At 73.5% G+C, this 17,646-nt stretch carries 15 protein-coding genes; 4 read left to right on the top strand and 11 right to left on the bottom strand.

Features of this window, described 5'->3' with window-relative positions:
• Positions 1-84 precede the first annotated feature (84 nt).
• The 3 genes from ABZX67_RS23655 to ABZX67_RS23645 all read right to left on the bottom strand — a co-directional run bounded on the left by ABZX67_RS23655 (position 85) and on the right by ABZX67_RS23645 (position 4,040).
• The gene (locus ABZX67_RS23655; protein ID WP_355363300.1) at positions 85-1,236 is read right to left on the bottom strand and encodes a hypothetical protein; all 1,152 of its coding nucleotides are present in this window, start codon (positions 1,234-1,236) and stop codon (positions 85-87) included.
• Between the two features lie 149 nt (positions 1,237-1,385).
• On the bottom strand, positions 1,386-2,564 hold the full coding sequence (locus tag ABZX67_RS23650) for a hypothetical protein (protein ID WP_355363298.1): 1,179 nt from the start codon (positions 2,562-2,564) through the stop codon (positions 1,386-1,388).
• 30 nt (positions 2,565-2,594) lie between these two features.
• Positions 2,595-4,040 (bottom strand): cytosine permease, encoded by a 1,446-nt coding sequence (locus tag ABZX67_RS23645; protein WP_355363296.1) that lies wholly within the window; start codon positions 4,038-4,040, stop codon positions 2,595-2,597.
• A 71-nt stretch (positions 4,041-4,111) separates the two neighbouring features.
• On the opposite strand from ABZX67_RS23645, the gene ABZX67_RS23640 reads away from it, so the two are divergent.
• The 3 genes from ABZX67_RS23640 to ABZX67_RS23630 all read left to right on the top strand — a co-directional run bounded on the left by ABZX67_RS23640 (position 4,112) and on the right by ABZX67_RS23630 (position 7,861).
• Positions 4,112-4,780: a TetR family transcriptional regulator C-terminal domain-containing protein gene (locus ABZX67_RS23640; RefSeq protein ID WP_355363294.1), complete on the top strand. Its 669-nt coding sequence runs from the start codon at positions 4,112-4,114 to the stop codon at positions 4,778-4,780.
• Between the two features lie 19 nt (positions 4,781-4,799).
• Positions 4,800-6,425, top strand: a complete 1,626-nt coding sequence (locus ABZX67_RS23635; protein WP_355363292.1) for an amidohydrolase — start codon at positions 4,800-4,802, stop codon at positions 6,423-6,425.
• A 173-nt stretch (positions 6,426-6,598) separates the two neighbouring features.
• Complete coding sequence (locus ABZX67_RS23630; RefSeq protein WP_355363290.1) at positions 6,599-7,861, top strand: alpha/beta hydrolase; 1,263 nt, start codon at positions 6,599-6,601, stop codon at positions 7,859-7,861.
• Here the strand turns inward: ABZX67_RS23630 and ABZX67_RS23625 are convergent.
• The 8 genes from ABZX67_RS23625 to ABZX67_RS23590 form a co-directional block, all read right to left on the bottom strand.
• Complete coding sequence (locus ABZX67_RS23625) at positions 7,855-8,877, bottom strand: arabinan endo-1,5-alpha-L-arabinosidase (protein WP_355363288.1); 1,023 nt, start codon at positions 8,875-8,877, stop codon at positions 7,855-7,857. The two genes, ABZX67_RS23630 and ABZX67_RS23625, sit on opposite strands and share 7 nt — an antisense overlap.
• Before the next feature lie 33 nt (positions 8,878-8,910).
• Positions 8,911-9,789, bottom strand: coding sequence for a carbohydrate ABC transporter permease (locus ABZX67_RS23620; RefSeq protein WP_355363286.1), 879 nt, complete (start codon positions 9,787-9,789; stop codon positions 8,911-8,913).
• On the bottom strand, positions 9,786-10,778 hold the full coding sequence (locus tag ABZX67_RS23615) for a sugar ABC transporter permease (RefSeq protein WP_355363284.1): 993 nt from the start codon (positions 10,776-10,778) through the stop codon (positions 9,786-9,788). Before ABZX67_RS23615 ends, ABZX67_RS23620 begins: the two co-directional genes overlap by 4 nt.
• Complete coding sequence (locus tag ABZX67_RS23610; protein ID WP_355363282.1) at positions 10,775-12,127, bottom strand: extracellular solute-binding protein; 1,353 nt, start codon at positions 12,125-12,127, stop codon at positions 10,775-10,777. The genes ABZX67_RS23615 and ABZX67_RS23610 overlap by 4 nt, the downstream gene beginning before the upstream one ends.
• 52 nt (positions 12,128-12,179) lie before the next feature.
• Complete coding sequence (locus ABZX67_RS23605) at positions 12,180-13,715, bottom strand: alpha-N-arabinofuranosidase (protein ID WP_355363280.1); 1,536 nt, start codon at positions 13,713-13,715, stop codon at positions 12,180-12,182.
• A 41-nt stretch (positions 13,716-13,756) separates the two neighbouring features.
• Positions 13,757-14,791, bottom strand: coding sequence for an arabinan endo-1,5-alpha-L-arabinosidase (locus tag ABZX67_RS23600; RefSeq protein WP_355363278.1), 1,035 nt, complete (start codon positions 14,789-14,791; stop codon positions 13,757-13,759).
• Positions 14,792-14,997: 206 nt separating this feature from the next.
• Positions 14,998-15,444 carry an ATP-binding protein gene (locus ABZX67_RS23595; protein ID WP_355363276.1) on the bottom strand — a complete coding sequence of 149 codons (447 nt, stop codon included), beginning with the start codon at positions 15,442-15,444 and terminating at the stop codon, positions 14,998-15,000.
• Between the two features lie 92 nt (positions 15,445-15,536).
• Positions 15,537-16,034 (bottom strand): flavin reductase family protein, encoded by a 498-nt coding sequence (locus tag ABZX67_RS23590; protein ID WP_355363274.1) that lies wholly within the window; start codon positions 16,032-16,034, stop codon positions 15,537-15,539.
• Positions 16,035-16,229: 195 nt separating this feature from the next.
• On the opposite strand from ABZX67_RS23590, the gene ABZX67_RS23585 reads away from it, so the two are divergent.
• Entirely contained in the window at positions 16,230-17,588 is a 1,359-nt protein-coding gene (locus ABZX67_RS23585) for an amidohydrolase family protein (RefSeq protein ID WP_355363272.1), read from the top strand.
• Positions 17,589-17,646 lie beyond the last annotated feature (58 nt).

Below are 17,646 nucleotides of genomic sequence, written 5' to 3'. Positions count from 1 at the left end.
CAGGCGCCGGGGCGGCGCCGGGGCGTAGGCGACTTCGGGGGAGGGGGGGCTCGCGCGTACGGTGGCGCCGCTCGGCATGGGGCGTCACATGCTCCAGCGCAGCACCGCGCCCAGGCCGCCCGCCGGGCCCCGCATCCCGTCCGGGACGGTGAGGACCTCGCCACCGGCCGCCGCGGCGGACCGCAGCAGGGCGTCGTCGGCGCGCGCCCGCTCGGGCTTGGCGACCCCCATCGCCCGCACCTGGGAGCGCTGCACGGCGACCTGGTCGACACCCGGCCCGATCCACACCTCCCGCCGCGCGTCGGAGGCGTCCGGCGTGAGCAGCAGCGTGGCCACCTGGTGTTTGCGCATGGCGTCCACGACCGCCGGCATGCCTTCGGCGGCCTGCCCGGGGCCGGTGTCGACGGAGGCGGCCTCCCGGTGCTCTCCCGGCCTGCCGCGCCCGACGTAGAAGCGTTCGAGGGCGCCCTGGAGCCGCTCGTGCGCGAACCTCTCGCACGCCTCGGCGATCTGCTGGTCGAGCACCCGCTTGGAGGCGCCCGGCGACCTGCTGCCGTTCTCGGCCTCCACGGTGACGGCCCGCACGCGCTCCGGCAGCCGGTTGTGCACGGCCCTGCGCTCGCGCGGATCACCGGTCAGGACCAGCAGGTCGGCGCCGCACTCCGGCCAGGCGCGGGCGATCTCACCCGCGATGATCTCGGCGGTTTCGTTCCAGCCGTTCTCGACCTTGTTGCGGTAGTGCCACTCGTAGCGGTCCTCGGGAATGCTGCGGTGCCCGCGTCCCTGCCACTCCTTGCCCTGCGCCCGGCCCACGATCCGGCGGTCCGGCCGGTCCCGCAGCTCCAGATCGGCGCCCGTGTGGTCGATGTACGCGACCAGGCACCGCGGCTCGTCGCCCCGCAGGCCGGTGAGCGGCGCGATGTGCGGCAGGATCGACCATGTCGCCTGGATGGCGGGCGGCGGCACCGCGAGCGGGACGTCCAGCACCACCTCGGCGCCCGTGGCGAAGAGCGCCCGGCCGGGTGGCGCGCCGGAGACGGGTTCACGGGCGAGCGTCTCCGTCACCGCCCGCACGGTGTAGGCGTCGGCACCCGCGTCGATGAGCTGGGACGCGGCCGAGCGGTTGCGGAGCTCCTGCATCTTTGCCGCGTCCTCGGTCGCGCGCGTGGTGTCGACGTAGACGGAAGCCCATGGGCCTGGCCGGTCGAAGAGCGGTTTGAGGAAGCCGAGTTCCATGATTCCCCCAGACTCGGGAGTGTGAATACCACCAGGTTAAGTCGATATCCACCATTTCGTGCGGTGAAGCGGTTGCCCCCGGCCGGGCAGGCGCCGCCCGCGCCGACGCGCTGCTGGCCGTACGCGCCCGCCCGGTCGCACAGCGTGTCTCACCGGGGCGCCGGCAGCACGATCCCGGCCGCCTGGGCGGCCTTCCCCGGGCGGAGCGTCCACGGCACGGGTGCCGTGTCGGTGAGCCATCCCTCCGCCAGGAGCTGTTCCACGACGAGGGTGCGCACGTTCCGCTTCAGCTTCCAGCCCAGCCCGGCGCACAGCTGGGTGTAGGACGGGCCGTGGCCGTGCTCCGCGCGGAACGCGACCGTGAACCGCGCGGCCAGGGGACCGCGGTCGGGGTGCTTCTCCTGCCAGGTCTCGTAGGCCGCGCGTACGGACCGCGGCGACGGGACGGAGGGGCGGGTGGCGACGAAGGCGGTGGCGACCCGTTCGACGGGCAGCGCGCACACGGCGCAGTGCTCGACGGCCTCGGCGTGCCGCCGCAGGGCCGGGGTGGCGTCGGCCTTCCACTTGGCCCACTCGTCCGGGCCGACCTCCGGCCACGCGGCGGCACGCTGCGACGGCACGACGGCGGGCTCGCCCTGGTCGTCGGGGTGGGGCAGCTGGCCGGCGAGGTGCCGCACCCCCGGGTCGAGGCGGTAGCGGTCGCCGGAGAGCTCGGCGAGGAACCCCCTGCCCAGCAGGTCGGGGAGGACGGCGCGGCAGGCTTCGGGCAGCTCGTCGGGCACGGTCCCGTGCAGCTCGGGGGAGGTGTGGGCGGCCAGGAACAGCGCGGCGAGCCGCACGACCGGCGCGGTCTTCTTGACCGGCTTGGAGTTCAGGGTGCGGGCGGTCCACCCCGACACCCGGGAGCGCATGAACTTGCCGAAGGGCAGGGGGCGCTCCGGCCCGTCGGTGAGGCCCGGCACCGTGACGGGGACCGGGATGTCCGGCTCGCCGTCGAGGAGCGGGCCGGGCACCTGCCATCCCAGGCCGCGCAGCGCGGCGACGGCCTCGGCGGAGTCGGTCAGCCTCAGTGCCCGCAGGTCCATGCCCGAGATGTTGCCGATGCCGGTGCGGGCGGCCCGGATGGCGATGACCAGCGCGAGGAGCCGGGCGTCGGGTGACGGCAGGGGCAGCGCGGCCACGTACGACAGGAGGGTGCGTGCCGCGCCGCCCTGCGGTGCCGTCAGCAGGAAGGGCGGCGGCTCGGGCGGCGCGGTGGCGGCGGTGGTGCCGGTGGCGGTGGCAGGGGCGATGCCGGCGGCGGTGGCGGTGTTGACGGTTTTTGACACAAACGGCTTAACGCTCACCGGCGGCGTGCGTCACTCACCCTCGCGTGGCAGGCCCTTGCTCCGCATGAGGATCGCGTAAAGGGCCGAGGAGACGACGATCCCGGCGGGCAGGGAAAGATCCAGGCCGCCCAGCGCCTGGGCGACCGGCCCGGTGTAGAGCGTGTCGACGCACAGGGCGGCCGCGGTGACGCCTCCGCCCAGCGCCAGGGCTCCCGCCGTGTTGACACCGGCGGTGTACCAGAAGGGGCCGCCCGGGGTCTCGTCCGCCAGAGCGGGGCCGTCGTAGCGGTTGCGGCGCAGCAGGATGTCCGTGGCGTAGACGGCCACTGCGGGGCCGAGCAGGGCGACGGTCAGCTGGAGGACGTTGCCGACGGTGTCGAGGAAGTCGGAGACGAGAAGCCCGTACAGCGTGAGGGAGACGGCGGCGGCTCCGTCGGCGAGCACGCTGAGGGAGCGGCGGATGCGCAGGCCGACGGCCTGGAGGGCGAGCCCCGCGCTGTAGGCGGTCAGGGCGTTGATGGCGATCGTGCCGAGGACCAGGGCGAGCAGGAAGACCGGGTGGAACCAGCCGGGCAGGACCGTCCGCAGCCCGGCCTGGGGGTCCGTCATGTCGACCGCGGTCGCGGCGAAGGCCCCCAGGGAGCAGACGGCGACGCTGGGCAGGAAGCCGCCCAGGGCGGTCCAGCCCGCGATCGCCTTCGCGGAGGCCGTACGCGGCAGGTAGCGGGAGAAGTCCGCGCTGGTGGTGTACGACAGCGGGCCGGCGCCGACCAGGGTGACACCGGCGAGGAGGACCGCCCACAGCTCGGTGCCGGTGAGCGGTGCGGCCGGCGCGTACGCGAAGTCGGTGTGCCGGAGGACGGCGACCGCGACCACGGCGAAGACGGCGGTGAGGGCCAGGGTGATCGGGAGGTACAGCTTCACGATCGTGGCGTGGCCGTAGACGCCGATGGCCAGCGTGAGGGCGGCGATCACCAGCACCACGACCGTCTTCACGCCGGTGGTCCCGGTGACGCCGGTCTGCTCCACGAGGGAGAAGGCGGCGGTCGCGGCGGCGGCGAGGTTCAGGGCGAAGTAGCAGACGGAGATCATCCAGCCGACGACCGCGTTGTTCACGCGGTTGCCGCGGATGCCGAACATCGCCCGCGTGATCACCTCGCTCGGCGCGCCCGCCGCGGGGCCGGATATCGCGAGCAGGCCGGTGAGCCCCCAGAACAGGTTGCCCACCACGATCACCGCGAGGGCCTGCGCGAGGGTGAGGCCCATGAGGATCAGGGCGCCGCCGATCACCAGGCTCAGGTAGGTGACGTTCGCCGCCGCCCACACGGCGAACAACCGGCGGGGCCGGCCGTGGCGTTCGTGCTCGGGGATGTGGTCGATGCCGTGCGCCTCGATGCGTCCCGCCCCTCCCGACGGCCGCTCCTTCGTGTGTGCGTCGCGGATGCCTTCGTGCGGGTCGGGGATCGTGGACGCCATGCGGCCCTCCGGATGCTGGTCGGTTACCCACCTGCTTGCTTGTTGGTCGCACACTCAATAGCATGGATTCCATGCCGTCAAGCCTCCCCAACAAGCGAATCCGCAAGTCTCCCGCCGCCAGACGTGCGGAAATCGTCGACGCGGCCGCTGGCGTGGCCCTGACCGAGGGCCTGGAGTGCATCACCCTCCGGCGCATCGCCGAGGAGCTGGCCGTCCGGCCGGGCCTGATCAGCCACTACTTCCCTGCGGTGGAGGACCTGGTGGCCGAGGCCTTCGGCCACGCCGCCACCGCCGAACTCGACCTACTCCTCCCAGCCGACCCAGCCGACCCCGCCGACCGAGCCGACGGAGCCGACGCCACCGCCACCCGGCGTCTGGCCGCGTTCCTCGCCCGCACCACCGGAGAGGCGTACGACGACATCAGCCGGCTCTGGCTCAACGCCCGGCACCTCAGCCGCTACCGCCCCGCGCTGCGTGCCCGGGTCGCCGCCCAGGAGGCCGCCTGGCGCGACCGGCTCGAAGGGCTCATCCGCGACGGCGTCGAGCAGGGCGAGTTCCGCACCGGCGACCCGATGGTGACGGCCATGCAGATCCTCGTCGTCCTCGACGGCATCGGCATGCTCGTCAACAGCGACGACACCGGCGACGACCCGCCCGCCATCCGGGACATGCCCCTCACCACCGCGGAACGCGAACTCGGCCTGCCCCCCGGCACGCTGACCGCCGCCGCCCCGAACTGACCCCTCCCCAAGGAGCCCCGTGCGCACCTCCCTCATCCTGCTCTCGGCCCGGTTGCTCGACCCGGCCACCGGCGCGTACCTCCCGCAGACCGCGCTCGCCGCGGCCGGCGGACGGATCACCGCGCTCGGTGACGACCCGGAGATCCGCGCGCTCGCCGACGCTTCCACCACGGTCGTCGACCTCAAGGGCGCGGTGGTGACCCCCGGCCTGGTCGACGGACACATCCACCCCGTCTCCGGCGCCGAACTGACCCACGGCCTCGACCTGTCCGCGTGCACCGACGTGGAGCAGGTGCGCGCGGCGCTCGCCCGCGCCGTGCGGGACCTCGCCCCCGGCGCGTGGCTGCACGGCTGGGGCCTCGACCCCAACGCCTTCGCCGGCCGCCCCGTCGAGACGGCCCCCTTCGACACCGTGCTCGACGGCGTACCCGCCCTGCTCCAGCTCTTCGACGCGCACTCCGTGCTGGCCAGCCGGCGCGCGCTGGAGCTCGCCGGGGTCGACGGGCCGCGCGCCTTCGACCAGGCCACCGCCGAGGTGGTGTGCGACGCCGACGGCCGGCCCACCGGTCTGCTCCTGGAGGACGCCGCCTGCGAGCTCGTCGAGCGGGCCGCCCCGCAGCCCACCCGCGAGGAGCGCCGCGAACGCCTCGCCGCCGCGCTGCGCGCCATGGCCGCCGCGGGCCTCACGGGCGGCCACGCCATGGACGCCAACGGTGACAGCCTCCCCTTCTACACCGAACTCGACCGGGCCGGCCGGCTGCCGCTGCGCCTGCGGGTCGCGCCCTGGTGCCAGCCCGGCACCGACGCCGGCGCCGTACGCGCCCTCATCGAACAGCAGGGCACGGGCGGGCGGCTGTGGCGGACCGCGGGCGTCAAGCTCTTCATGGACGGCACCATCGACAACGGCACCGCCTGGCTCGAACACCCTGACTGCCACGGCGAGTCGCGGAACGCCTTCTGGCCCGACCCCGAGGAGTACACCCGCGTCATCGGCGCACTCCACCGGGCCGGCGTACCCACCGCCACGCACGCCATCGGCGACGCGGCCGTACGCCATGTCCTCGACGCCGTCGAGAAGGCCCGGGCCGGCGGCGGGCGGGAGGTGCGGCACCGGGTCGAGCACATCGAGACCGTCCCCGACGACACCCTGCGCCGCTTCGCCGAGCTGGGCGTTGCCGCCTCCATGCAGCCCACCCACTGCTGCGACTTCACCCGCGCCGACCACACCGACAACTGGTCGCGCCGCCTCGGCGAGGAGCGCGCCTCCCGCGCCTGGCGCTGCCGCGACCTGTACGACTCCGGCGCCGTCGTCGTCCTCGGTTCCGACTGGCCCATCGCCCCCTACCCGCCGCTGGGCGTCATGGCGGGAGCCCGCCACCGCCGGCCCAGCCGCGACCTCGCCCGGCCGCCGCACGGCCCGGAGCAGGCGCTCACCGCCCTGCAGGCCCTCCAGGGGATGACCGTCAACGCCGCCTGGGCGGCGGGTGAGGAGCACGAGGCGGGCCGTATCGCGCTCGGCCACCGCGCCGACCTGACGGTCTTCGCCGCCGACCCCCTCACCACCGCGGCCACCGACCTGCCGGACCTCCCGGTGCTGCTCACCGTCGTCGACGGCGACCCCACCCACCGCGACCCGTCCCTGTGACCCCGCACGCCGCACGGCGCCGCGCCATCCTTTCGGGCAGGGCCTGAACGATGGCCCGCGCTCCCCTCCGGCCCGCAGCATGCGGTCAGGCCCGCCGCGGACGCGCGGGCCCCGTTCGAGAACGACAGGGGAGAAACATGTCGCACGGCAACCCCGGCCCAAACCCCTCCGCGGTGAGCCGCCGTACCGTCACCGCGTCGGCCGTCCTGGCCACCGCGCTGACGGCCCTCGGCGGCGGCGCGGAGGCGCGACCGCGGCCACAGGCCGCCCGTGAGCAGGCCGCCCAGGCGCGGGCCGACAGCGGCGGCCTGGTCCTGCGGCTGCCGGCGCCGACCGGCCCGTACCGGATCGGGGCCGTCACGCTGCATCTCGTCGACCGCTCCCGGCGCGACCCGTGGAACCCCGGCATCCCCGTCCGGGAGCTGATGGTCACGGTGTTCTACCCGGCCCGCACCGTCCGCGCGTACCCCCGCGCCCCGCACATGACGCCCGCCGCCGCACGGTCGTTCACCGTGCTCGGCCCCGCGATGCGCCCGCAACTGCCGCACGCGGGGGTGGACTGGGCGGCCACCCCGACCCACGCGCACCTGGGCGCGCCCGCGCACCCCGTACCGCGGCCGGTGCTGCTGTACAGCCCAGGCGGCGGCGACCCGCGCACCCTCGGCACCGGGCTCGCCGAGGAACTGGCCGCCCGCGGGCACGTGGTGGTGGCCATCGACCACCCCGGCGACGCGAGCGAGGTCGAGTTCCCCACCACGACCGCGTACCGGGACGACGTCCTGCGCGACACCGTCCTCACCAAGGACCCCCGCACCGACCCGGCCCTCTTCCGGACCCTGATCGGCACCCGGGTCGCGGACACCCGGTTCGTCCTGGACCGGCTGGAGGAGCTGGCGGCCGGGCGCAACCCCGACGCGGCGGGCCGCGCGCTGCCGCTCCACCTCGGACGCGCCCTGGACCTGCGGCGCGTGGGGATCTACGGCCACTCCGCCGGCGGAACCACCGCGGCCCAGGCGATGTACGAGGACGACCGCGTCGGCGCGGCGGCCAACCTGGAGGGCTACCTCGACCACCCGGCCGAGGCGCCCGGCCGCGAAGGCGAGCTGTTCCCGGTCGCCCGGGACGGCGTGGACCGGCCGCTGCTCCTGCTGGGGACCGACGGCTTCACCGACCGGAAGGCGCTGGAGCGCTCCTGGGCCGCGATGCTCGCTCACCCGCGCGGACGCACCGCGCGGCGGCAGCTGGACGGTGCCGCGCACGGGGTGTTCACGGACTACGCCGCCTTCGCGCCCCGGCTGCAGGCCGCCGGGCTGATGACCGTGGAGGGCCGGGCCGAGCTGGTGGGTCCGCTCGACCCGGCCGTGTCCGTGCCCGCCGTGCGCCACCACGTGGCCGCCTTCTTCGGCCGGCACCTCGGCGCACGCCGGGCTCAGTAGGCCGTCGGCCAGCCCCCGCTCCAGTTCAGCAGGTTGACGCCCAGTTTGGGGGTGCCGCCGTCCTGCCCGTCGTAGTAGTGGTACACGAGCAGGTCGCCGTCGACGTCCCGCATCACCGACTGGCCCCCGGGGCCGATGTACCTGCCCTGGGACTCCATGACCGGCGTGCCGCCGCCGTTCGTCAGCGGCGTGCCGGTCCGGTCGACGTACGGGCCCGTCACGGCGGTCGCGCGCCCCACCTTGATGCGGTACGTGGACCGGACGCCGTCGCAGCACCGGTCGTACGACGCGAAGAGGTAGTAGTAGCCGTTCCGCTTCACGATGAACGGGGCCTCGATGCCCGCCCGGTCCGGCCGCGCCGCGATCGGGCGGAGCGCGGTGTCGCCCGCGAGCCGCTTGCCGGTGGCCGGGTCGATCCGGATCAGCTTCAGGCCGCTCCACCACGAGCCGAACGACAGCCACCAGGTGCCGTCGTCGTCCACGAACAGGTGCGGATCGATGGCGTTGTGGTCGTCGCCGGTACGGGAGGCGATGACGACGCCCCGGTCCGACCAGCTGCCGGGCAGGCCGGTCGACGACACCGCGAGCCCGATCGCGGAGGTGTTGGAGCCGAAGGAGGAGACGGAGTAGTACATCCAGTAACGCCCGCCGTGGTACGAGACGTCGGGCGCCCACGCCTCCGGGACGGGGGAGTACTCCTTCCACCAGCCGGGCCGGGTGGTGAAGGCGTTCCCGGCCCGGCCGAAGGTGATCCGGTCGGCGGACGTACGCACCTGGAGTCCCTCCCCGGTGGAGTGCAGGAGGTAGCGGCCGGACGGGTCGCGCAGCATCGACGGGTCGTGGACGACGATGTCGCCGGTGACGTGCCCGGGGGCGGGGTAGGCGGAGGCCGTCTGGGGGACGAGGGCGAGCAGCGCCGCGAGGGGGAGGGTGAGCAGCGCGCGGTGGGGGAGCGCGCGGCGCGGGCGGGGGGACGTACGGGAGGATCGGACACGGTGCGGAGAAGTGCGGCTCATGCGTTCTCCTTGCGGGGGATGGGTGAGGCGGCGTCACTGCCCGGCGAGGCCGGTGTGCGCGATGCCCCGGACGATCTGCCGCTGGAACAGCGTGAAGATCACCAGCAGCGGCAGTCCGGCGATCACCACGGACGCCATGATCTGTGCGTAGCGCACACCGAACGACGACTGGACGTTGACCAGTCCCACGGGCAGCGTCATGCCGTTCGGGTCGGTGGTCACCAGGAACGGCCACAGGAAGTTGTTCCAGGTGGAGATGAAGGTGAAGACGGCCACGGCCGCGAGCACCGGCCGCGACAGCGGCAGCACGATCGTCCAGAAGACCCGCCACCGCCCGGCGCCGTCGACGAAGGCGGCCTCCTCCAGCTCGCGCGGCACGCCGTCGAAGAACTTCACCAGGATGAAGACCATCGCCGGCACGGCCACCTGCGGCAGGATCACGCCCCAGTACGTGTCCACGAGCCCGAGCTGCACCATCTCCGCGAAGAGCGGCGCGATCAGCACCTGCGGCGGGACCATGATGCCGACGAGCACCAGCCCGTACAGCAGCTTGCGGCCCCGGAAGTCGGTGCGCGTGAAGCCGTACGCCGCCATCGCGCACAGCATGACGGTGAGCAGAGTCGTCATCACCGAGACGTACGCCGAGTTGAGCGTCCAGCGCAGCAGGTCGCCGGACTCCCACACCTTGGCGTACGCGTCGAAGGTGATCGTGGAGCCCAACCACTCCAGCGGGGTGCGGGTGGTCTCGCCCTCCGGTTTGAGGGAGGTGGCGACGGCCCAGGCGAGCGGCAGCAGCCACGCCACCACGAGCAGCAGGCCGACGGCGAGCAGCGCGATCCGGCCCGCGGACCAGCGACGCCCCGCGGGGGTGGGAGTACGGGCAGGGGTACGGGGGACGGCGGACGCGCTCACTTGGCGGCCTCCTCGGCTCGGTGTCGCCGGGACAGCCACGGCTGCACCAGGGAGACGGTCAGGATCAGGGCGAAGAAGAGGTAGGAGACCGCCGACGCGTAGCCGATCCGGTAGCCGGTGAAGCCCTGCTGGTAGACGTACTGGAGGATCGGGCGCGTCGAGTCGTCCGGGCCGCCGCCGGTCATCAGGTACACCTGGTCGAAGATCTTCAGCGAGGCCAGCACCTGGAGGACGACGATCAGTCCGGTGGTGCGGTGCAGCATCGGCAGCGTGATGTGCCACAGCCGGCGCCACGCGCCCGCGCCGTCCAGCTCGGCCGCCTCGTACAGGTGGAGCGGGATGGCCTGGAGGGCGGCGAGGTAGAGCAGGAAGTTGAAGCCGACGGTCCACCACACGGTGGTCAGGACGATGGAGAGCATCGCGTAGCGCTCGTCGGTGAGCCAGCCGATCCCCGGCTCCAGACCGGCCGAGGCCAGCAGCTGGTCGGCCAGCCCGAAGCCCGACGGGTAGATCATCTGCGCGAAGAGCAGGCACACCACCCCGGACGGCAGCAGGAACGGCGCGAACCAGCTCAGCCGCCACAGCCACTGCACCACCCGCAACTGGTGGGCGAGCAGCGCGAGTCCCAGGCCCACGACGACGAGCGGCACCGTGGACAGCACGGTGAACCACACCGTGTTCCACAGCGAGGACCACACCTCCGGGTCCCGCACCGCCTCCGCGTAGTTGTCCAGGCCCACGTAAGCGGCGCCCGACGCGGTGATGTTCTCGCTGGTCAGGCTCATCCCGATGCCCGAGAGGAACGGCCACACCAGGAACAGTCCGTACACGGCGAGGAAGGGCGCCACGAACACGAGCCCGTGCTCGGTCCAGTGGCGGCCGGTACGGCCGGCCCGGCGGAGCGCGGCGGAGGACGGCGCCCCCGCGCCGGGCCGCGCGGGCCGTGGCACCTGAGGCACCTGCGGCGCGGTGGGGCTGACGGTGCTCATGAGGCCGCTCCGGAGAGGGGGTCGCGGGTGTCGAGGAGGCGCCGCAGCCGCCGCTTGGCCTCGGCCAGCGCGGCGCGCGGGGTGCGGGAGCCGGTGAGGACGCCCGAGAAGACGCCGCCCAGCTCGATCCACATGCGGGAGGCGGAGCCCGTGAACCACGCCGGGTCGTCGAGCACCACGTCGTCCACCACGTCGCGGTACGCGGACTGCGGATGCAGCGCCAGGTAATCGGGGTCGTCCAGCACGGGCAGATAGGCCGGTACGTGCCCGCCCTGCGCCCAGGCGACCGAGTGCTTCAGCATCCAGGCGACGAGGGTGTGCGCCGCCTCGTCGGGGGCGCCGCCCCGGCCCGCGATGTGCGGCAGGACGAAGGCGTGGCAGTCGGCCTGGGCGGTGGGCCGGCCGAAGAGCCCCGGGACCCGGGTCATCGAGAACGGCAGCCCGGTGGTGCGGAAGGAGGTGACCTCCCACTCCCCGTTGAGGTGGAAGGCGGTCTTCCCGCCGTTGAAGATGCCGACGGACGCGGCGTAGTCGGCGCGCCGCACCCACAGCCCCTCCTCGACGAGCCGGGCCATGAACTCCAGCACCGTCAGCGCCTTGGCGTCGTCCAGGGCGAGCCGCCTGCCGTCCTCGGAGAGGACCCGGCCGCCGGTCTGCGAGTAGAACGTGGCGAACAGCCGCCACGGTGTGATGCAGTCCGGGCCCAGGGTCTCCGTCACGAGCCCGGGCTGCCCGGTGGCCTTCTTCGCCGCCCGCAGCGCGTCGGCGAACTCGGCCGCGCCGCGCAGGGGCTTGAGGGTGCCCTTGCCGTCGAGCAGCCCGGCCTTCTCGCACACCTCGGTCTGGTAGTAGAGCACCATCGGGTGGGTGTCCAGCGGTACGGCGTACTGCTTGCCGCCGGCCTGGCCGCGCCGCCAGATGTCGGAGGGGAAGTCGGCGGCGCGGACGCCGAGTTCGCCGAGGAGGTCCACGTCGAAGGGGTCCAGCAGCCGCCCGGGGGCGAACCCGGCGAGGCGGGCGAGGTGGAGGACGGCCAGTTCGGGGGCGCGGCCGCCCGCCCCGGCCATGCCGAGCTTGGTGTAGTACGGGGCACCCCATTGCAGGGTCGCCGCCTCCAGGGCTATCCCGGGGTGTTCGGCGCGGAAGGCGTCGAGCATGCCGCGCATGGTGACGCCGTCGCCGCCGCCGAACAGGTGCCAGAAGCGCAGCCGGGTCCGGCTCCCGGCGGCGGCGGAGGGCGCGGCACAGCCGGTGGCCAGCGCGGTCGTGGCACCGGCGGTCGCCAGCGCGCCGAGCCCGCCGAGGCCGCCGGCCAGGGCGCGGCGCCGGCTGAGGTGAGGTGGTCGCATGCTCTCGTCTCGTCTCGTCTTGTCGTGCTCTCGCGAAGCGTGGGGGAGGGGGTCAGGCGAGCCGGAGCATCGTCCAGGACAGCGGTTCGAGGGTGACCTCCAGTACGCCGTCGGCCAGCCGGGCGCCCTCGCCCTCGTGCGGGACGACCCGCTCGGGCTCGGCGAGGGTGTTGCGGGCGTCCGGGTCGGCGTCGGCGAGCACGCTGTGCTCCACGATCCCGGTGACGCCCAGCCCGCCCAGCGCGACCCGGAGCGGCAGCGGCTCGCTCTGGCTCCGGTTGACGGCGAAGACGGTGACGGCTCCGGTCTCCGGGTCCCGTACGGCGGTGGCGTGCAGCAGCGGCACCTCGCCGTACTTCGCCGTCCGGTGGCGCGGCGCGTCCACCCGCACGTCCAGCACCTCGCCGCGCCCGTGGCGGGCGGCCTGCGCGAACGGGAAGAAGGTGGTCTGCCGCCAGGCCGGCCCGCCCGGCTCGGTCATGATCGGGGCGATGACGTTCACCAGCTGGGCGAGGCAGGCCACGGTGACGCGGTCGGCATGCCGCAGCAGCGCGATCAGCAGCGAGCCGAACACCACCGCGTCGGTGACGCTGTAGGAGTCCTCCAGCAGGCGCGGCGCCTCGGGCCAGTCCAGCGGACTGGCGTCCGCCTCCGCCTGGAACCGGCTCATGTACCAGACGTTCCACTCGTCGAAGGAGAGGTTGATCCGCTTCGGCGACTTCAGCCGGGCGCCCACGTGGTCGCAGGTGGCCACGACGTTCTCGATGAAGGACTCCATGTCGACGGCGGAGGCGAGGAACGAGTCGCGGTCGCCGTCCTGCTCCTCGTAGTAGGCGTGCAGGGAGATGTAGTCGACCAGGTCGTACGTCTCCTGGAGGACCGTCGCCTCCCAGGCGGCGAAGGTCGGCATGGCCTGGCTGGAGGAGCCGCAGGCGACGAGCTCCACGTCGCGGTCGATCTGGCGCATGGCGCGTGCCGTCTCGGCGGCCAGGCGGCCGTACTCCTCGGCGGTCTTGTGGCCGGTCTGCCAGGGGCCGTCCATCTCGTTGCCGAGGCACCACAGCCGGATGCCGAAGGGGTCCTTGTCGCCGTGGGCCACGCGCAGGTCGGAAAGGGCCGTGCCGGAGGGGTGGTTGGCGTACTCCTGGAGCGCGATGGCGTCGGCGACACCGCGCGTGCCGAGGTTCACGGCGAGCATCGGCTCCGCCTGCGGGCCGACCTTCTTCAGGAACGCGATGAACTCGCCGAGCCCGAAGCGGTTGGTCTCGGTGGACCGCCACGCGAGGTCCAGGCGGCGCGGCCGCTCCTCGACCGGCCCCACGGAGTCCTCCCAGCGGTAGCCCGAGACGAAGTTGCCGCCCGGGTAGCGGATCGTGGTGACGCCCAGTTCGCGGATCAGCTCCAGTACGTCGGTGCGCAGCCCCGCCTCGTCGGCGCTGGGGTGGCCGGGCTCGTAGATGCCGGTGTAGACGCAGCGGCCGAGGTGCTCGACGAAGGAGCCGAAGAGCCGGGGGCTGACCTCGCCCACGGTGAAGGCGGGGTCCAGCGTGAAGCGCGCGGTACCGGCGGCGGAGGCGGAGCGGGACATGGTGACCTTTCGACGGGTGCGGGGGGAGGGGTGCGGGGGCGTCAGCGGCCGACGGCGGGCCAGCCGGCGTCGTCCCAGCGCAGGGCGCGCAGAGCGAGCTTGGGGACACCGCCGTCCTCGGCGTCGTAGTAGTGGTGGACGAGCACGTCACGGCCGGCGCGGCCGCCCCGGTCGCGCAGGACGGACTGCCCGCCGGGCCCGACGTACCGCCCCTGCGAGGCGAGCAGCAGCTCGCCGCCGCCCTCCGTCATCGGCGTACCGTCCCGGTCGGTGTAGGGACCGGTGGGCGAAGTGGCGCGCCCGACGCGGATGTTGTACGTCGAGTCGGTGCCGGCGCAGCAGCGGTCGTACGACACGAACAGGTAGTAGTACGCGCCCCGCTTGACGAGGGAGGGGGCTTCGACGGCGTACGGGGCGTCGGGGCGGGTCGCCAGGTGGTGCACCGGGGCGCCGGGCTTCACCGTGCCGGTGCGCCGGTCGAGTTCGACCATGCGGATGCCGGTCCAGTGCGAGCCGAAGGACATCCACAGTCGGCCGCCGCCCTCGACGACGCCGGGGTCGATGGCGTTGTAGTCGTCCGTGGTGGTGGAGGAGAACACCACCCCCCGGTCCTCCCAGGTGCCGGGGAGGCCGGTGGGGGAGGTGGCCAGGCCGATGGCGGAGTGGTTCGAGCCGAACGACGAGACGGCGTAGTACAGCCAGTACGTGCCGCCCCGGTGGAGGACCTCGGGCGCCCAGGGGTCGCTCTCGGCGGAGTAGGCGCGCCACCACGCGGGCTGCGAGCGGAAGGCCGAGCCCGCCCGCTTCCAGTGGACGCCGTCGGTGGAGGTGCGGGCCTCGATGCCGTTGTGGGTGGAGTAGACGACGTACGTGCCGTCCTCGAGCCGTATCGCGGACGGGTCGTGGACCTCGATGTCCCCCGTGACGGCGCCGGTGACGTCACCCGCGACGGGTCGGGGGCCGGGGCGGTCGTCCGCCGCCTGCGCGGTGGGCGGCGGACCCAACAGCAGGGCGGCGCACGCGGCGGCGGTGAGGGCGGCGCGTGGGCCGCGGGGGTGACGACGTCGTCCGGGCATGGGCAGCGGCTCCTTGGGCACGGGGGCGCGGAGGCGCGTCCCGGCGCCCCTCGGCTGTTCGATATGACGAATGCTGCTCGTGTGTGCGAACGGGACCGTAGACCGGCTGAAATGCGCCGTCAATGGTCCTGGCAAAATTACGAACGATGTGCGACATATCGAACAAGGAGCCCCCTTGGGGGCTTCTCAGCCCAGGGGTTCCGCCGTCACGCGCCCCCGTCCCCCGGTCCGCTGGAAGGCGCGGCGGGCGGGGCGGGCGGGGTGAAGCACGCCGTGATGGTCTTCCCGTCCTCCCGGGCGTGGGAGTGCCAGTGGTCGCAGACCGCGTCCACGAGGGCGAGGCCCCGACCGCCCGGTGACGTGGTGTCGGGTGAGCGCGGGGCCGGCACGCCGCCGCCGGAGTCGTGCACGCTGACGTGCAGACACCGGTTGTCCCACGTCAGGACGAGATGGGCGGTGCTGTGCGCGTGGACGTGCGCGTTGGTGATCAGCTCCGACACGGTGAGCAGGATGTCGTCGACCGTCTCGGAGGCGTACTCCGTCCACCCGAGCGTCTCCAGGTGCTCGCGCGCCCAGCGCCGCCCCGCGCGGACGCCCCCCGCGATCGGGAACGACCTGGCCCAGCCCACCGCCCTCATCGAGGAGTCCGTCATGGTGTCTCCTTTCGCCGGTTTGTCCTCCTGTCGGCGCGCGTACCCGCGAACGCCGAGGACACCGCTCGGGACACCGTCGGAAAGGAACCGGCTCAGGCCGGGTGGCCCGGCTCCAGTCCCCGCGTGTCGTCGAACATCAGCAGCCGCGGCCGGCCGCCCGGCACCGGCGGCGACTCCTCCACGGGATCCAGGAGGAAGCCCACGTGGTCCCCGCCGTCGATCCGCTCCCGCACCCGGCCCACGAACCACGCGGGGGCGTCCCGCAGCACCGGTGTCTCCCCTTGCCGGGCCTCCCAGGCCACCTGCGCGAACTTGTCCACGTCGTCGTCGGCCGTCCGGCTCCCGAACAGCCGCGCCAGTTCGCGCTGTTCACGGGTGAGCAGATGGACGCCGAGGTGGGTGGCGCGGCGGGCCACCCGGTACGTCCGGTTGGCGGTGGACAGCCACACCGCGAACCGGACCGGATGAATCGAACACTGCGAGGCGAAGCCCACCAGACAGCCGGCCCGCTCCCCGCCCGCCGCGGCCGTCACCACGTACATCGGATAGTCGAGCAGGCCGGTGAAAACGTCGAGTTCCAAGTCCGCCATACGTCCGACCCTAGTCACCGCCCCTCGCCCGAACAGGTAAGGCACGGCCCGTCGACCGGAATTGGCCTTGCCCGGGCAGAGTCCGCGCGGGATATAACCCTCATGACGGAATCCCCCCGCCTTGAATCCCCCCGTCCGCAATCCCCCCACCCGCGTCGCCGCACCCTCCTCGCCGGTCTCGGCACCGTCCCCCTCATGGGCGGACTGACGGCCGGTCTGACGGGCGCCACCCGCCCCACCCCCCACCGACAGCCCCAGCAGAGACCCGGCCTGCCGCGCACCACCCTGCTCCGCGGCGCCGAGCTCGTCCTCACCATGGACCCCGACGTCGGGGACGGAACCCTCGGCACGCTCCGCCACGCCGACGTGCTCATGCACGACGGCGCCATCACCGCCGTGGGACGGCGGCTCGCCGCGCCGGCCGGGGCGCGCGTGATCGACATAACCGGCCGGATGGTGCTGCCCGGCTTCGTCGACATCCACAACCACCTGTGGCAGTCCAGCATCCGCGGCGGCTGCTCCACCCAGGACCTGTACGGCTGGCTCGCCGACTGCAACAGCGCGACCCTCGCGAAGATCGGCCCCGACGACATGTACCGCTTCGTCCACCTCGCCGCCCTCGACGCGCTCCAGGCCGGTGTCACCACCCTCGTCGACTGGGTCCACCCCATCCCGTACGCCACCAGCGAGCGCTACATCCAGGCGCTCGACGACTCCGGGCTCCGCTTCGTCTACGCGATGATGCAGAGCGAGGCCGACGCCGACCTCGTACCCCGCGTGAAGAAGGAACTCCTCGACCCGCTGCCCCTCGCCTCGGCCCAGGTGTCCGTCCACGCGGGCATGTACGCGGTGAACCGGATGCGCCGCTTCCGCGAGATCGCCCGCGACCTCGGGGTGATGGTCAACTCCCACGTCCTCGAACACCCCGACGACCGCAGGGACGACCCGATCCGCGCGCTCCGCCTCGCCGGGGCCTTCGGCCCCGACCTGCTGATGAACCACGCCATCCACCTCACCGACGACGAGATCGCCCTCACCGCCGAGCACGACGTCCGCGTGGCCCACTGCCCCCTCAGCAACATGCGCCTCGCCTCCGGCATCATGCGCCTGCCCGCCCTCCACGCGCGCGGCGTGAAGGCCGGGCTCGGCCACGACGGCGGCACCAACGACACCTCCGACATGTTCAACGTGATGAAGGCGGCCGTGGGACTCCAGCGCGCCCTGCACCAGGACGCCGAGGTGCATCCCACCATCCCGGCCGTGCTGCGCATGGCGACCCTGGGCGGCGCCGAATGCGTCGGCATGGCCGACCGCGTCGGGTCCCTCACCCCCGGCAAGCGCGCGGACGTCATCGTCCTCGACCCCGGCACCCTCAACTTCGCGCCCCGCTTCGACTGGATCAGCCAGATCGTCCTCAACGGCCAGCCGCCCAACGTCAGCCACGTCTTCGTGGACGGCCGCGCGCGCAAGGCGCACGGCGCGCTCGTCGACGTCGACACCGACACCGTGATCAGGGAGGCCGAGCTGGCCGCCGCCCACGTACGCGACACGTGACGTCGGACACGTGACGTCGGGCAAGTGACGTCCGACGAGTGACGCGCGAGCGCGCAGG

Source organism: Streptomyces sp. NPDC003036 (assembly GCF_040611175.1).
Classification (GTDB): domain Bacteria; phylum Actinomycetota; class Actinomycetes; order Streptomycetales; family Streptomycetaceae; genus Streptomyces.
This window is presented reverse-complemented; position numbering and strand designations above follow the sequence as displayed.

Bases quoted from the DNA above. Each gene is read 5' to 3' on its own strand.
- ABZX67_RS23655 (WP_355363300.1), bottom strand. From the start codon at position 1,236: ATGGAACTCGGCTTCCTCAAACCGCTCTTCGACCGGCCAGGCCCATGG.
- ABZX67_RS23645 (WP_355363296.1), bottom strand. From the start codon at position 4,040: ATGGCGTCCACGATCCCCGACCCGCACGAAGGCATCCGCGACGCACAC.
- ABZX67_RS23640 (WP_355363294.1), top strand. From the start codon at position 4,112: ATGCCGTCAAGCCTCCCCAACAAGCGAATCCGCAAGTCTCCCGCCGCC.
- ABZX67_RS23625 (WP_355363288.1), bottom strand. From the start codon at position 8,877: ATGAGCCGCACTTCTCCGCACCGTGTCCGATCCTCCCGTACGTCCCCC.
- ABZX67_RS23615 (WP_355363284.1), bottom strand. From the start codon at position 10,778: ATGAGCACCGTCAGCCCCACCGCGCCGCAGGTGCCTCAGGTGCCACGG.
- ABZX67_RS23610 (WP_355363282.1), bottom strand. From the start codon at position 12,127: ATGCGACCACCTCACCTCAGCCGGCGCCGCGCCCTGGCCGGCGGCCTC.
- ABZX67_RS23605 (WP_355363280.1), bottom strand. From the start codon at position 13,715: ATGTCCCGCTCCGCCTCCGCCGCCGGTACCGCGCGCTTCACGCTGGAC.
- ABZX67_RS23600 (WP_355363278.1), bottom strand. From the start codon at position 14,791: ATGCCCGGACGACGTCGTCACCCCCGCGGCCCACGCGCCGCCCTCACC.
- ABZX67_RS23595 (WP_355363276.1), bottom strand. From the start codon at position 15,444: ATGACGGACTCCTCGATGAGGGCGGTGGGCTGGGCCAGGTCGTTCCCG.
- ABZX67_RS23590 (WP_355363274.1), bottom strand. From the start codon at position 16,034: ATGGCGGACTTGGAACTCGACGTTTTCACCGGCCTGCTCGACTATCCG.
- ABZX67_RS23585 (WP_355363272.1), top strand. From the start codon at position 16,230: ATGGGCGGACTGACGGCCGGTCTGACGGGCGCCACCCGCCCCACCCCC.